The organism is Flavobacterium aquidurense, from assembly GCF_001404985.1.
GTDB lineage: Bacteria > Bacteroidota > Bacteroidia > Flavobacteriales > Flavobacteriaceae > Flavobacterium > Flavobacterium aquidurense_B.
Genome location: NZ_JRLF01000008.1, coordinates 84,013 through 100,825, shown reverse-complemented (window position 1 = coordinate 100,825; position 16,813 = coordinate 84,013). Strand labels below are relative to the sequence as shown.

Annotated in this window: 4 protein-coding genes; all 4 read left to right on the top strand. The window is 35.2% G+C overall.

Translation table 11 applies throughout. From position 1 onward, the window contains the following. The first annotated feature begins 51 nt into the window (after positions 1–51). Genes RC62_RS05820 through RC62_RS05805 form a run of 4 tightly spaced genes read left to right on the top strand, consistent with a single transcriptional unit; the run spans position 52 to position 16,807 of the window. Positions 52–2,445, top strand: coding sequence for an outer membrane beta-barrel family protein (locus RC62_RS05820; protein ID WP_082421231.1), 2,394 nt, complete (start codon positions 52–54; stop codon positions 2,443–2,445). 14 nt (positions 2,446–2,459) lie between these two features. Next, the gene (locus RC62_RS05815) at positions 2,460–8,939 is read left to right on the top strand and encodes a non-ribosomal peptide synthetase (RefSeq protein WP_055093509.1); all 6,480 of its coding nucleotides are present in this window, start codon (positions 2,460–2,462) and stop codon (positions 8,937–8,939) included. Beyond that, complete coding sequence (locus tag RC62_RS05810) at positions 8,936–12,343, top strand: non-ribosomal peptide synthetase (protein ID WP_055093508.1); 3,408 nt, start codon at positions 8,936–8,938, stop codon at positions 12,341–12,343. Before RC62_RS05815 ends, RC62_RS05810 begins: the two co-directional genes overlap by 4 nt. Positions 12,344–12,355: 12 nt before the next feature. Continuing rightward, a complete protein-coding gene (locus tag RC62_RS05805) occupies positions 12,356–16,807 on the top strand; it encodes a type I polyketide synthase (protein ID WP_055093506.1) in 4,452 nt (1,483 codons plus the stop codon). Positions 16,808–16,813 lie beyond the last annotated feature (6 nt).

Sequence of the window (16,813 nt, the reverse complement as noted above, 5' to 3'; positions counted from 1 at the left end):
TAACTAACAAGATAACGGTCCAGGACCATTATATAAGAAAGTTCAATTATAATGAAACAAAAATTAACCATATTATTCATGTTAATAAGTGCCGTTCTGTCAGCTCAGACTGGTGACTCAAAAATTACAGGTACAGTGACTAATCCAGCTCATATTCCTGTTGAATATGCCGAGATAATTTTAATAAACAAAGACTCATTAGCAATAAAAAGTGAGCTTACGGATCAAAACGGAATTTTTACCATAGCGGCAGCTCAGGGATGGTACAAATTACAAATACGCAGAGGCAGCAAAATTATTTTTACCAATATAATCGAATTAAACCAGGATATAAATCTGGGTAATCTTGAAGTAGAAGAGATAAACGAACTGCAGGCAGTCAATATCATCAGCAAGAAAAAGCTGGTAGAAAGAAAAGTAGACCGATTGGTTTTTAATGTAGAAAACTCAATTAATGCCTCTACAGGAGATGCCATAGATGTACTGACTGTAACTCCCGGAATTCGTGTCGTGAATGATAAAATTGCCATTATAGGTAAAAGTAATGTAGCGGTTATGATCGATGATAAAATTGTACAGCTAACAGATGAAGCTTTAGCAAATTATTTAAAATCAATTCCGTCTGATGCAATAAAAAGCATCGAAGTAATTGCAATGCCGCCTTCAAAATATGAAGCAACAGGGAACAGCGGCTTACTAAATATAAAATTAAAGAAAGCTAAAAAAGATTCCTGGAATGCATTAATAGGATCCAGCTATACACAGCGAAAATATGGTGATGGATCCGTTATGGGTAGTTTTACTTATAATAAAAATAAAGTAAGTATCTCATCAGGACTTAATTATAGAGAAGGTACGAGATATATAGAACAAGATGATTATGCCAGTTTTCCGGATGGATTATGGTATACGAGATCACCATTTAAAAAGAAGGGTGAGATTTTTAACGGAAACTTAAATATTGAATACAAAGTTTCGTCAAAGTGGGTAATTGGAAGTCAGTTTTTGATCAATAGTAATACTATTAATGTTACCGACAGCCCTTATACACCCGTTTATGATTATGCAACAAATAATGTAATAAGTTCTTTAAAGTCAGACGGAAAGGTGAGCCAAAATCCGGATATAATCTCTCTAAATCTTTACAATGAATTTAAGATTGATACAACCGGGAAAAAGATCACGCTAAATCTCGATTATTTTAATTATAACATTATTGATAGTAAAAGCTATAACGGAATATCGATTGTCGAGAATCCTTTTTCTCAACAATATTATGCCGGAATAAATAATAATAGTCAGGATATCAGAAATTTATCCGGAAAACTGGATGTTGACTTTCCTGTAAAATGGGCCGTGTTGAGTTTTGGAGGAAAAATTTCGAATTCAAAAGCAAATAATGACATTTTTTCATTCAACAGCGGTTTAGTTAATGATCCTGTTACAAATCTTCCGGTAGTAAAACAACAATTTGAATATACTGAAAATGTACAAGCCCTTTATTTTTCCGGAAATAAAAAATTTAATGAGAGATGGGAAGGTCAGTTTGGTTTACGAATGGAAGCCACCCAGACGACCACTTTTGCAGCAAGCCTGGACCAGACCAATAAAAACAATTATGTTAAATTTTTTCCAACCGCTTATGTAACTTTTGCAGCAAATGATAATTCTACTTTTAGTCTGAGTTATAGTAAAAGAATTGTGAGGCCTTCATTTTATGAGCTAAACCCTAATCTTTATTTTGTAAATCCTTTTCAGACTATTGAAGGAAATCCGTTTCTGCAACCTGCATTCGTAGATAATATGGAACTAACCTACACATATAAAAATTTAGAAAGCAAGGTGTATTTCAGTTATGAAGATAATTTGTTCTCCCAGATTCCAATAGCAGATCCGGATACCAATTTTATTCGTTTTACCAACGAAAATTATATCAATACACGAAAATGGGGAATTTCTGAGAATTATGTATATGATAAACTTAAATGGTGGATGAGTAATAATGCCCTCGATTTAAATTATGCTAATTCTACCTCTGATTTGCCTTTTGCTCCGGCACGCAAGGGATTTAATTCCAGGATTTCTACAAGCAATGATTTTATATTAAACAAAGATAAAACGTGGCTGCTAAATTTAAATTATTGGTACAGTTTTCCGGGAATCGACGGAATTTACAAAAACGGGGCTATGAGCTCTACTTCATTAAGTATTCAATATCTCTTGTTAAATAAAAATTTAAAATTTCTGCTAAGAGGAAGTGATCTATTCAAAACTCAAAAAGTGACAGGAAATTCAACGGTAAATGGTGTTTACCAAAATTTTAAATATTACTACGATACGCAATCCATCATGCTATCAGTGAATTATAAGTTTGGTAATAATGATATTAAAGCCAGACAGAGAAAAACGGGTAATGAAGAGGAAAAAGGCAGAACAGGAAATTAATAAAACCAGAACAAATGCAAGCACTACTTAAAAAACTAAATAAAATCAATGTAAAAATTGATTTAGTAGATGAAAAACTAAATATTCAGGCGCCTAAAGGAGTGGTAACCGAAGATTTATTAAATGAAATTAAATTACATAAAAGTGAGTTAATCAAATTCATTGCCTTGTATAAAAATGAAAACAATAGAACTTCAGTAATTCCAAAAGCATCCAAACAGTCCAGCTACGAATTGTCTTCTTCTCAAAAAAGAATGTGGCTGCTAAATCAATTTGAGAAAGAAAGTATTATTTATAATATGCCCGGTGTTTTCGAGTTGAAAGGATTTTTGTCTGTTAATTTTCTTGAGAAAGCCTTTTTAGCCCTTATCGAACGTCATGAATCTTTACGAACATCCTTTGAAGAAAATGATCTTGGAGAAATCAGACAGGTTATATTAGATATTGAACACGTTAAATTTCAATTGCAATATGAAGAAATTCGTGATCATGAAAATGATGCAGAGAATTTAAAATCAATTATTCAGGCTGAAACAAATTTTTCTTTTGATCTATCATCAGATGCGCTGCTTCGTGCCAAATTAATAAAAACATCCCACGATACTTATGCTTTTGTTTGTGTAATGCATCATATTATTAGTGATGGCTGGTCTACTGAAGTCATGATCAATGAGCTATTTACTTTATATGATTTTTATGCCAATGAATTAGTAATTCCGCTTCATCCTTTGCAAATACAATATAAAGATTATGCGGTATGGCAGCAAAATCAGTTAAGACAAAAGGGCAGTGATATCCATAAAAACTATTGGACAGAAAAATTTAGCGGAGAAGTACCCGTATTAGATTTACCGGGTTATCAGTCTCGTCCGGTGGTAAAAACATACAACGGAAACTTCATAACACAGGAAATTAGTACTGATGTGTACAGAGAATTTCAAAACCTTTGTAAGTCTCAGGACAGTACATTATTTATGGGACTGTTATCTGTTATCAAAGTATTATTATATAAATATACACAACAAAGCGATATCATAATTGGGAGTCCAATAGCAGGAAGAGAATATGTAGAATTACAAAATCAAATAGGAGTTTATGTAAATACCTTGGCTTTAAGAACACAATTTGATGGTAATGATAATTTTAAAACAGTTTTAACAAACGTTAAAAAGATTGTACTGGAGGCTTACGAACACCAGGTTTATCCTTTTGACGAACTGGTAGAAAACCTTACTGTAAAAAGAGATATAAGTCGTAACCCTTTGTTTGATGTAGTGGTTACGCTTCAAAATAACAGCAATTCCGGTCAGACGCTGCAAAATAATTCCTTACAGATAAAAGAACTTCAACTCGAAGAAAATACCATAAGCAAGTTTGATTTAGAATTTGCATTTCAGGAAAATGAAAACAAATTAAGTTTAGCCATTACCTATAATACAGATATTTACAACTATGATTTTGTACAAGCTATTCTGAGTCATTTTTCGGTTATCTTGGATGAGGTTGTTAAGCAACCTGTAACTTCTGTACGATCGTTAAACTATCTCACATCAACTGAGAAACGTACTGTATTATATGATTTTAATGACACACATATTCATTATCCTGTTGACCACACTATCATAGAATTGTTTGAAGAACAAGCGGCTAAAACCCCTGATAATATTGCTGTTGTGTTTGAAAATAATACACTTACTTATCAGGAACTAAACGAAAAAGCCAATCAGATAGGAAACTATTTAAGAAATAACTACAACATTCAGCCAGATAATTTTATAGGGGTAAAACTGCATAGAAGCAATGATTTGATTGTTTCTATATTGGGAGTCCTAAAATCAGGAGCTGCTTACATACCAATTGATCCTGCATATCCTCAGGACAGGATTGATTATATTGAAAGTGATAGTAACATTAAAGTATTGATTGATCAAAAAGAACTGCAACTGATATATAATGAGATCGGGAAATATTCTAAATTAAATATTGAAAAAATCAATCATCCTAATGATTTGGCGTATGCCATATATACTTCCGGAACTACCGGAAATCCAAAAGGAGTTTTAATAGAACATAAAAACCTAATCAATTTATGCCATTGGCACATTACTGAATTTGATGTTACAGAGTCTAGTAAAGCTACTTTGTTTTCAGGTGTTGGCTTCGATGCATCTGTATGGGAAATATTCCCTTATTTAATTACAGGAAGTTCTTTGTTTCCTATTAACGACGAAGGAATTCGATTTAATTCGAATAAACTGGTCGATTTTTATCAAAATCACAACATTTCACACAGTTATGTGCCAACAGCAATTTGTAATGATCTTATTAATATGGATGTTGCTGTTCCTAACATTAAGCTTTTAGTGGGTGGAGAAGCACTAATAATTAATAAACAAACAAAATTAGAAATATACAATAACTATGGACCAACTGAAAATACAGTTGTAAGTACATCCTGGAAAGTAAATACGAATAAAACAGGTATTATCCCTATTGGAAGCCCTATTTCTAATACTCAAATTTATATTTTAGACGAGCAGAAACAGCCATTACCTATAGGCGTTTCAGGAAAAATATATGTTTCTGGTGCCAGTATTGCAAGAGGATACTTAAACCTGCCTGAACTTACTGCAGAGAAATTTGTTACTAACCCTTTCGTGGCAAACACTCTGATGTATGAAACAGGTGATTTGGGCCGATGGCTTGCCGATGGCAGCATTGAGTTTTTGGGCAGAAACGATTTTCAGGTAAAAATCCGTGGTCACCGCATCGAGCTTGGTGATATCGAATCTGTACTGATCCATTTCTCCCCATCGCTGAGCCAGGTTGTAGTTGCAGTGCAGGAACAAAAAGGAGAAAAAGTACTGGTAGCGTATTATGTTTCCCAGGATAATATCGATAAATCAGACTTGAGGCATTTTCTTCAAAAAGAGCTTCCGGAGTATATGATCCCTAATTTTTATGTGGCGCTTGACAAAGTGCCGCTGACCCCAAATGGCAAAGTAGACCGTAAGGCATTGCCTGGAATCTCAGAGTCGGATATTATCCGCAGGGCTTATGTTTCCCCTGTGAGCGATCATGAAATTAAACTGGCAGTGATCTGGCAGGATGTTTTAAAAGTAGACCAGGTAGGGATTACCGATAATTTTTTTGAACTCGGCGGCCACAGCCTTATCATGGTGCAGGTAATCAACCATATTTTTAAGGAACTGGGCAAAAGCCTTTCTTTCCGGGATTTCTTTTCCAATCCTACCATTGAGGGATTGTGCGGTAAATTGCAGGAATCGGGTTATGTGCCCATTCCAAAAGCTGCAGCGGCAGTATCGTATCGGCTGACTTCCTCACAAAACCGACTTTGGCTTTTAAGCCAGTTCGAAGGCGGGTCACTGGCCTATAACATGTCTACGGCTGTTGCGTTCAAAGGCACAATCGACCATTTTCATTTTCAGAATGCCTTCAGGATATTAATTGAACGCCATGAGATTTTAAGGACCTCATTTCAAATCACCCCATTGGGCGAGGTGATGCAGTTTGTCAAGGCTGCCGCCGAGGTACATTTTGAGATCCCCCAAAAGGATTTTACGGGAATAAATGCCCAGGGCGATGCGCTTAATGCGTATTTGCAGCAGCAGAACAATGCACCGTTTGACCTTGAAAATGCCCCTTTGATCAGAGGCACGCTGGCCCAACTCACACAAGAGGATTATGTTTTTCAGTTATCAATACACCATATCATAGGAGATGGCTGGTCGATGGAGATTTTAGTGACTGAACTGGTAACAATATACAATGCACTGCTTAGCGGCACCACTGCTAACCTTGAGGCATTAAGAATTCAGTTTAAGGATTATGCCGTATGGATGGCCTCAGATGCCCAACAGGAAAAGTTACAGCTTTCCGGGCAGTACTGGCTGGGTCAGTTTAGCGGTGATTTACCGGTATTGGATCTTGGTTATAAAGCGCGCCCATCGGTACAGCGTTATCACGGAGAGAGCCTTACGCATACTTTTTCGAAAGGATTTTTACAGGATTTGAAGCATTTTTCCCAACAGCACGACCTGACGCTTTTCATGACCCTTATGTCAGGAGTCAATTTACTGCTTCACCGTTATACCGGTCAGGATGATATCATCCTTGGCACGCCCATTGCAGGAAGGGAACACCAGGACCTGGAGAACCAGATCGGGCTTTATCTTAACACCCTTGCGGTTCGTACAAGATTAAACAGCCAGGGCAGTTTTCTGGATTTGGTACGCCATGAAAAACAAGTTCTCCTTGAAGCATATGACCATCAGGGATATCCGCTGGATGAATTGATTGGCAATCTGGACCTTAAGCGCGACATGAGCCGTTCGGCATTGTTTGATGTTTTGGTAGTGCTGCAAAACCAGGCTGAGAATTTAAGTACGGCCGAAGAACTGATCAACCTGAAGGTAAGCAGCTATGAATTAGCCAATAAAACTTCAAAATTTGACCTTAGTTATAGTTTCTCGCAAAGCGATAGCTTAAAACTAAGCATTACCTATAATACGGATTTGTATGAAGCGGTATTTGTAGAAAGAATGTTTTCTCATTTAGAGCACCTTTTGTCCCAGGCCATAGCCAACCCTGCTGTTTTACTCAAGGAGATTGACTACCTGACGCCTTTGGAGCAACAAGAACTTTTAATTGGATTTAATACGCCCCTTACCAGCTATTCAAAAGAGCCTGTCACGGCATTATTTGAAGCACAGGCAAAAAGCAACCCAATGGCTGCCGCCCTTGTTTTTGGGGACAAAAAAGTGAGTTACGAATCCTTGCTGGAAGAAGTCAATTCAATATCGGATTACCTTATAAATAAAGGGGTATCCAGGGGAGATAAAATAATTTTGTGCTTTGAGAGCCATTTAGATAAAGCCATTGCCGGCATGCTGGGTATTTTAAAAGCAGGCGCGGTGTATGTTCCGGTAGACCCTGATTATCCAATCGAAAGAATAGAGTTTATCATTGCGGACACACAGTCAAAATATGTGCTGAGCAACACAACAGATGCCGCATTGTTTGCCAACACGGATGTTGAAGTGATCCTGCTGGACAAATTAAGCCCTGTAGTTTACGGTACAAAAAGCATCAGTATTTCAGGTTCCGATCATGCCTATGTAATTTATACTTCGGGTTCAACGGGCCATCCCAAAGGGGTTCTGGTGAACCACAAAAACATCAGCGATTACGTGTCGGGTTTGTCCAGTGCCACAGCCATTGAGAGCAATACATCTTTTGGATTAATGTCTACCATTGCTACCGATCTGGGCAATACGGTTCTTTTTAGTTCATTGGTATTTGGAAAAATGCTTCACCTGTTTTCCAAAAGCAGCTTAAGGGATGTAGATTATATCCAGGCTTATTTTACGGCCCACAGTATTGACTGTATCAAAATAGTGCCTTCGTACTGGCGTGGCCTTGAACTGGGAGCAGCAGTTGGATCACCTTTAAAAATGATCATATTTGGCGGAGAAGAGCTTAGCATTGATCTGGTAAGAAAGATACAATCAGAGCGTGCGGGCATCAGGATCATCAATCATTACGGGCCAACGGAGACCACCATTGGCAAACTGCTCCATGAGGTAGAGGCGGACCGTGATTATTATAAAATACCTATTGGCAGACCTTTTTCAAACACCCGCTGTTATGTGGTCGATGAGCATTTGTCGCTTTGTCCACAAGGCGTTGTTGGTGAGCTGTTAATAGGAGGAGAGGGCGTATCGGAAGGTTATCTGAATAATGCAGGGTTAACCGCCCAGAAGTTTATAGCCGATACTTTTACTGACAGCCCCCAGAAACTTTACAGAACCGGAGACCGTGTAGTGATGCACTTTAACGGAGAAATTGAATTTAAGGGAAGAATAGACAATCAGGTAAAAATTCTGGGACACCGTATTGAACTCAGCGAGATCGAAAACGTGCTGAACAGCCATGATGCAATAAGCTCTGGTGTAGCCACTGTGGTGAGTGATGCAGAGGGAAACCAAAGCCTTGCGGCATATGTGGTTTATAAAACCGATGCGGTAGAAAAAACAGCATTGCTTGAATTTTTAAGATCACGTCTTCCGGGCATTATGATTCCTGCTTCCATTGTGAGCATTGCCGAAATCCCTTTAACATCAAACGGTAAAATAAACCGAAAAGCCTTACCTGCAATTGACGCAGCTGATAGTGCGGGGAGAACCTACATAGCTCCTGAGAGCGCAGTAGAGATCAAACTGGCCCAAATCTGGCAGGAAGTTTTAAAAACAGAACGCGTAGGAATTACAGACAACTTTTTTGAACTGGGAGGAAACAGCCTAAAAGTAGTAAAAATATTACATAGGGTAAATCACGAATTTAATATCGATATAAACATAAAAAATGTGTTTAAATATCCAACAATCCAGGATTTAGCTTTCCATATTATTATTGCTCAAAAACAGAAAGATATTAGTAGTACAGATAAAAAATTAAAAGAAATAAGTTTATGATACAATTACTAAAAAAAATCAGTGAAAATAATATTTATTTAGATGTTATTGATAATGAATTAAAGCTATTCTCTGAAAATGAGTCTATTGATGCAGCTGTTTTACAAGAGATAAAATCAAATAAGGAAGCTATTTTAGCTTATTTAATAGAAAATAAAGGCTTTTTTACTCAAGGAGATACAGTAAAAACCATATCTAATGTGGCAGTAGCGGAGCATTATGAACTATCAAATGCTCAAAAAAGATTATGGATTTTATGCCAGAACGACAACGTAAGTATTTCGTACAATATCCCTAAGAAATTTGTACTGAAAGGAGACTATAATGTCGATAAATTGCGAAAAGCGATTCGATCTGTAATTGACAGACATGAAATTCTTCGAACAGTATTTAAAGACGACGAAAATTTTGAGGTAAAACAGTGGATCGTAAAAAGTGATGATTTTAAATTTGATATGGAATATTACAATTTTTGTGATGACGAAGATCAAAATCAAAAAGTAGCACAGTACATCAACAGCGATTCTGAAAAAATATTCGACTTAGAAAAAGGTCCCCTAATCAGAGCATCATTATTTCAGTTAGAAAAAGAACACTTTGTTTTTTACTATAATATCCACCATATTATTAGTGATGCCCAATCAATGGAAGTATTAATTAATGACGTTCTTAATTTTTACAATTCCTATGTGGAGGAAACAAACAATAGTTTGCCGGATTTGAAAGTACAATATAAAGATTATGCTTTCTGGATGAATGAAAAATTTCAAAACGATGAATTTGAGGGGCATAAAAAGTTTTGGGAAAATATTTTAGCAGGAGATCTGCCTTATTTAGAATTTCCAAATCTACCCAACAAGTCAAAATTTAAAAATTTTAAAGGATACAGCTATTCCAGCTACCTTTCTCCGGAGCTGTCTACTCAATTTATACAGCTTTGCAGTCAGGAAGGAGCTACTTTATACATGGGATTATTAGCCTTATGGAATATTTTATGCTACAAGTATACAGCCCAAAAAGATATTATTTTAGGCACAACAGTTTCCGGAAGAGAACTGCTTGAATTAGAAAACCAAATAGGTTTTTATGTAAATACAATTCCATTAAAAAACACTGTAAATCCGGAATTAAGTTTTCTGGAACTGTTTCATAGTGTAAAAGAATCATCTTTAACGGCTTTGACTTTTCAGGAATATCCTTTTGACAAAATAGTAGAGGGATTAAACTTAAAATTTGATATAAACAGAAATCCACTATTTGATATCATTTTCGAATTAAAAGATGCAGTACCTGAAGGACTTTCAACAGCAGATAATAGAATATCCGGTGCCGAAGTTAATTCAAAGTTTGATATGGAAGCTGTATTTCAATTGAGAGGCAATTCATTACATATGAATATTAATTTTAACGTTAATGTATATGAGGATGAAATGATTAAGAGGCTTATAAATCATTTTGAGCAATTAATAGCAGAAGTGATTGCTGCCCCATTTAAAAAGATTTCGGAAATTAATTATCTGAGTGATACAGAAAAAGCAGAGTTACTGTTAGATTTTAATCCTGTTGCAGTTTCGTATCCAAAAGATCAAACTTTTTTGGACTTGTTTGAAGAGCAATTGTCAAAAACACCTGATGCAGTTGCACTGGTTTATGAAGAATTGAGTTTTACCTATAAGGAATTAAACGAGCGATCCAATCAGCTGGCAGACAGCTTACAACAGGATTACGCCATTAAAAAAGGAGATCCTGTTGGAGTTTTATTGAGCCGAACAGAATGGGTTATGATTTCGATATTGGGAATCTTAAAAGCGGGAGGTGTTTATGTGCCTATTGAGCCACAATTGCCTAATCATAGAAAAGCCTTTGTTGCAGAAGATACCGGACTGAATTTATTGATAACGGAAACTTTTTACCTTTTTGATATTGATTTTTATAATAAGGATGTGCTGGCTGTCGATGTAGAATTTGAGCCTTTGAACTATAATAAAGATTTTAAAAGAGTAGCCCTTGATACACAGGATCTGGCTTATATCATTTATACTTCAGGGTCTACAGGTAATCCAAAAGGGGTTATGATTAATCACGAATCATTGTTTAATTATCTTTTCTGGTCCAGATCACGTTATTTGGATAATGATTTGGCAAACACCAATTTCGGATTATTTACCTCTTTGTCTTTTGACCTTACCATTACCAGTTTGTTTTTACCGATAATTAGTGGAGGAAGCCTTAATGTTTTTAATTCGAGCGAAAATATATCAGATGTTTTAAGAACATATTTTGAAAGTGATATTTCATGTGTCAAGCTAACTCCTGCGCACATTAGTGTACTGGAAAGCCTGGGTCTTGCCTCGAGCAAAGTAGAAGTTGCCATTGTTGGTGGCGAAGCTTTAGGAAACAACCACGTTGCTATTTTAAGACGTTTAAACCCATCAATGAAAATCTATAACGAATATGGCCCTACAGAAGCGACTGTTGGCTGTATAGTTTATGAAATAAAAGCTGAAGAGGATCCTATCCTGATAGGCACACCAATATCTAATTTTGAGATTTATATTCTTGACCCGGCACTGGAGTTAGTTGGCGTGGGCATAGTGGGAGAGATTTACATTTCCGGTACAGGTCTTTCAGCCGGATACCTTAACCGTGCAGAGCTAACGGCTGAAAAGTTTATCGCCAACCCGTTTAAAGCCGGAGAACGCATGTACAAGACAGGCGATTTGGCAAGATGGCTTTCTGATGGGAATATAGATTATAAAGGCAGAGAAGACGATCAGGTAAAAATTAAGGGGTATCGAATAGAACTGGGAGAAATAGAATCTGTGATGGCTGGTTTCTCGCAGGATATTACTCAGACTGTAGTGAAAGTGAATGTGTACAACGACGAAAAAGTACTGGCTTTATATTACGTGTCAGAAATTGAAAAAGATAAATCTGAGATAAGAGAATATCTTAAAGCAAGATTACCCGAATTTATGGTTCCTGGTTATTATATAAAAATTGAAAGAATACCACTATCCGTAAACGGTAAAATAGATTTCAAGGCTTTCCCTGATATAAAAAGTGAGGATTTAATTAAAAAAGTCTATGAAGCACCAAGGAATGAGTCTGAGCAAAAAATAATCAAAATTATTTCGAATGTACTGAATTGCAAAGAAACTGAAATTGGAATTTATGACAATTTCTTTGACTTGGGGATGAACTCAATCAATTTGGTCAACACAGTAAGTTTAATAAATAGTGAATTTCAAATAAACTTAAAAGTCTCAGTTTTATTTGAATATCCAAATGTTTACGAACTGTCTAATAATTTTCGAGGAGAGAATGAGACAGAAGAAACAGATTACAATGACGAAAATATTTCAGAAGAAATCGACGATTTTTTATCACTAATTGAAGACTAAAAAAATAAAACCATGGAAAGAGATTCAATAAAAAAAGATATAGCTATAGTAGGAATTTCATGTAAATTCTCAAAGGCTGAAAATCCAAAAGAATTTTGGGATAACATAAAGAACGGAACTGAGTTTAATCAATTTTACACAGACCAGGAACTGAAAGAATTGGGTATAGATCCCATGGTAATTAAGGATCCTAGTTTTGTAAAGTCAAAAACACAGGTAAACGGTTTTGATAATTTTGATTTCCAATTTTTTGGCTATACTAAAGATGAGGCCAATATTATGGATCCCCAAATTAGAATCCTGCATGAACAGGTATGGCTTGCGCTTGAAGATTCAGGCTACAATCCTTTTACCTACAAAGATAAAATAGGATTGTATTTATCAGCTTCTGATAATTTTAACTGGATAGCCCATAGTTTGTCACAACCAAACAAAAATGTTGATGCATTTTACCAGTCATTTATTACCAATAAAAATAACCTTAGTACCATTATATCTTATAATTTAAACCTAAAAGGGCCAAGTTATTCAATAGATACCGCATGTTCAAGCTCCTTGTCTGCATTGCATATAGCTGCTAGAAATTTATTGTTAAAAGAGTGTGCCATAGCAGTTACCGGTGGTATTAATGTAAAAACGTCAAAAAACATTGGCTATTTTTATAAAGATGGCATGATCAATTCTAAAGATGGGTACTGTAGAACTTTTGATAAAGATTCAACCGGAACTTTTGCTTCAGAAGGTTCAGCAGTAGTTGTTTTAAAAAGGTTAGAAGATGCGATAAAAGATCGTGATAATATTTATGCCGTTATTCGCTCATCGGCTTCTAATAATGATGGTAAAAGAAAAGTAGGTTATACGGCACCAAGTGTTGCAGGACAGTCAGATTGTATAAAAATGGCACATAAAATTGCCAATGTACCCAGCAATACAATATCGTATATAGAGACCCATGGTACAGGTACAACATTAGGCGATCCTATAGAAATTGAAGCACTTAATAAAGCTTTTAATTATGATAAAACATTTAATTGTGCCATTGGATCATTAAAATCAAATTTAGGTCACTTGAATTATGCATCAGGAATAGCCGGTTTAGTAAAAACAACACTAGCCCTGAAAAACAAAATGATTCCTCCGTCCCTGCATTTTAAAATCCCAAATCCCAATATTAATTTTGAAGGAGGGCCTTTTTATGTGAATACAGCATTAAAAAAATGGGAAAATAACAATTCTTATCCGTTAAGAGCAGGTGTAAGTAGTTTTGGAATTGGCGGTACAAATACCCATGTGGTTTTAGAACAATATGAAAAAATTGAAAGTGAATTAAAATCCAGACCTTATCAAATAATACCGTACTCAGCAAAGAGCCAAAAATCATTAAACGATTATACCCATAAGTTAAAACAATTTGCAGGGAACGAGGATTTTAATTTGGCTGATTTGGCTTATACTTTAAAATCAGGAAGAGAATCATTTTTGTTTAAAAGATTTTTTGTTTGTGAAAATAAAGAGGAACTGATTGAAAACCTGAGTGACTTAAAAAACGACACCAATGTACTGACTTTTAAAACAAACAGAAAAACAGTTTTCCTGTTTCCGGGACAAGGCAGTCAGTATTTTAGAATGGGAATCAATTTATATCATGAAGAGCCTGATTTTAAGGAAATTATTGATGAAGGATTTCGTCTGTTACTAGAGATCACAGGAACGGATTATTCTGAAATTATCGGTTATAAAAATTCAGACCAAAAAATTACGGACTTCATCAATAATACCCGCTACACACAGCCAGCCTTATTTTTGTTTGAGTATGCATTGGGTCAGTTGTTAATAAAATGGGGAATTCAGCCTGATATAATGATAGGACACAGTTTAGGTGAATATGTTGCGGCATGTATTGCAGGAGTATTTTCATTTAAAGATGCATTATCAATACTGGTTAAAAGATCAGATTTAATGAGCCGGGCCAAGAAAGGAAAAATGTTGGCAATTGGAGCACCAATTAGTGATATTTTAGATTTTTTACCTTCAGAGTTGTCTATTGCAGCTGTAAACTCAGATGATTCGTGTGTTATTTCAGGCGATACAGTGCTTATTGATAATTTTATAAATGAGCTGGAAGGCAGGGATATTGGATATTCAAAATTAAAAACCTCTCATGCATTCCATTCCCAAATGATGGATGAAGTACTGGATCTTTATATAAGTGAACTGGAAAGCATTAAATTCTCTAACCCTAAGTTTGCATTTGTTTCTAATTTAACCGGTAAATTAATTTTAGACGATGAAGCAACTTCAAAAGAATACTGGGCTAAGCATTTAAGAAAAACGGTAAACTTTAAAGGAGGGGCAGATTTTATTCTGCAAAACGGACATAATGTTTTTATTGAAATAGGACCTGGCAAAACGCTGTCTTCGTTTATAAAACAAAACAAATTATATTCAGACAATAACTCCATAGTACAATTAGTCAGACATTTTAATGAGGAAATAAATGACAGTAAGAAATTTACTTACGGTATTGCTGAACTGTGGCGTCAGGGAAAAAGCATCAATTGGGAGCAATATTATGCTGGCGAAATAAGATATAAAATTAGTGCTCCAACGTATTGTTTTGATAAGAACAAACTGGATTTTACAGTTGATCCTTTTGAGTATCTGGGTAAAATGGGAGGACTAAATAATAACAATTTAAACAATTGGTATTATTTGCCAAAGTGGAAGCGCTCTCTTTTGACTAAAAAGGAACACAATAATGCAAATCAGAATTATTTAGTTTTTTCTGACCAGGAAAACCTGATCAATTCAGTAGAAAAACAATTTAAGGAAGATGGTGTATCCTTAATGAAAGTTTTAAAAGGAACTGGTTTCGATATAGTTGATGATTTCACGTTTACTGTGAACCCTTCTTCCGAAGACGATTTTATATCACTTTTTCAGGAAATTGAAAGAAGAAACATCCCAGTCAACCAAATTATTTTTAATTGGAATTTTACAAATTACAGTCAGGAATCTTTGCTTAACATTTTTTCTACATTAAATAATTTAAGCAAATGCCTAATCACTCATTTTCCCGATCAAATTAAAAAAATTACTGTTTTATCTCATTTGGGACAAAATGTGTTGGGTGACGAAAAAAACAATATAGCGCTATTAACCTCTATAAAACAATTTAATGTTTTAGCCCAGGAAAATCCTTCGATATTTAGTTGTTCCATTGATGTGAAGCAGCAAGAAGATAATCAGGAAATTCTGGTAAAAATATTAGATGAGTTAAAATACAATTATTCAGAACCGGCAGTTGCGTATCGTAATAAAAATCGCTGGGTTGAATTTTACGAAAATATCGAAATTGATAATCACATCAATAACGAGAGCAGTTTACAAAAAAATAAAACCTATGTAATCACAGGCGGATTAGGAAAAGTGGGCAAAATTTTGACAGACTATTTGATTGAAAATTATCAAAGCAAAATAATTGTAATCGGCAGAAAAGAAATCCAGTCAGATGAAGTATGGAATACCATTTTAGAAGCCAGTACAGAGAATGAAACTGTAGCTAAAAATATTGAGTATCTGCAAAATGCACGACGAGATAACAAACCAGTTTTCTATTACGCCTCAGATGTGTCTGACTATGATAATTTTCAGGAAACGATCAAAAACATCGAACAGGATCACGGAAAAATTTCAGGAATCATTCACGCAGCAGGTAATAATGATACCAAAACGTTCAGAACTATTGATGAGTTAAACACCGATATAGCTTTAAAACAATTTAATCCTAAAATTAACGGGACTTTAAATATATACAGAGTTTCAAAAGAACGTTCGCTTGATTTTGTATGGATTACGTCAAGTCTGGCAACTATTCTGGGCGGATTAACTTATGGTGCTTATGCGATAGCAAATACATTTATTGATGCATTTTGTAATCATAAAAGAGAAGAGCTTAAAAATTGGTTTTGTGTCAATCTGGATGGACTCAACCAGGATAAGATTAGCGACAATAAGTTAATTGAACTGTTCGAAAAAACACTTCATCTCACTAATTATCCACAAATTATAATTTCATCTCAGGATCCAAACAGTAAGATAAATAAAAATAAAGATAAAATCGAGAGCAAAGATAATGTTGAGCAATACAGTGTTGACCGTAATCTTGAAGAAGACTATGTTGCCCCGGTAACAGCGATAGAAACAGAGCTTTGCAATATGCTGGAACTTTTTTATGGGCTTAATACAATAGGTGTTTTGGATAATTTTTTTGAGTTAGGCGGAGATTCCCTTAAAGCAATGACATTTATTAAGCGTGTTAACAAACTCTTTAATGTTGATCTTAATATAAAAGATCTTTATTCAAGCCCCAATGTTAAAAAATTAGCAGAGCAGATAGAAATAATGCACAAGTTAATTACGATCCAGAATAAGCCAACAGGAAAAAACACAATTGTCATTTAAACTTAA

Excerpts from the sequence above, each read along its gene's own strand:
- RC62_RS05820 (WP_082421231.1), top strand. The coding sequence starts at position 52 with ATGAAACAAAAATTAACCATATTATTCATGTTAATAAGTGCCGTTCTG.
- RC62_RS05815 (WP_055093509.1), top strand. The coding sequence starts at position 2,460 with ATGCAAGCACTACTTAAAAAACTAAATAAAATCAATGTAAAAATTGAT.
- RC62_RS05810 (WP_055093508.1), top strand. The coding sequence starts at position 8,936 with ATGATACAATTACTAAAAAAAATCAGTGAAAATAATATTTATTTAGAT.
- RC62_RS05805 (WP_055093506.1), top strand. The coding sequence starts at position 12,356 with ATGGAAAGAGATTCAATAAAAAAAGATATAGCTATAGTAGGAATTTCA.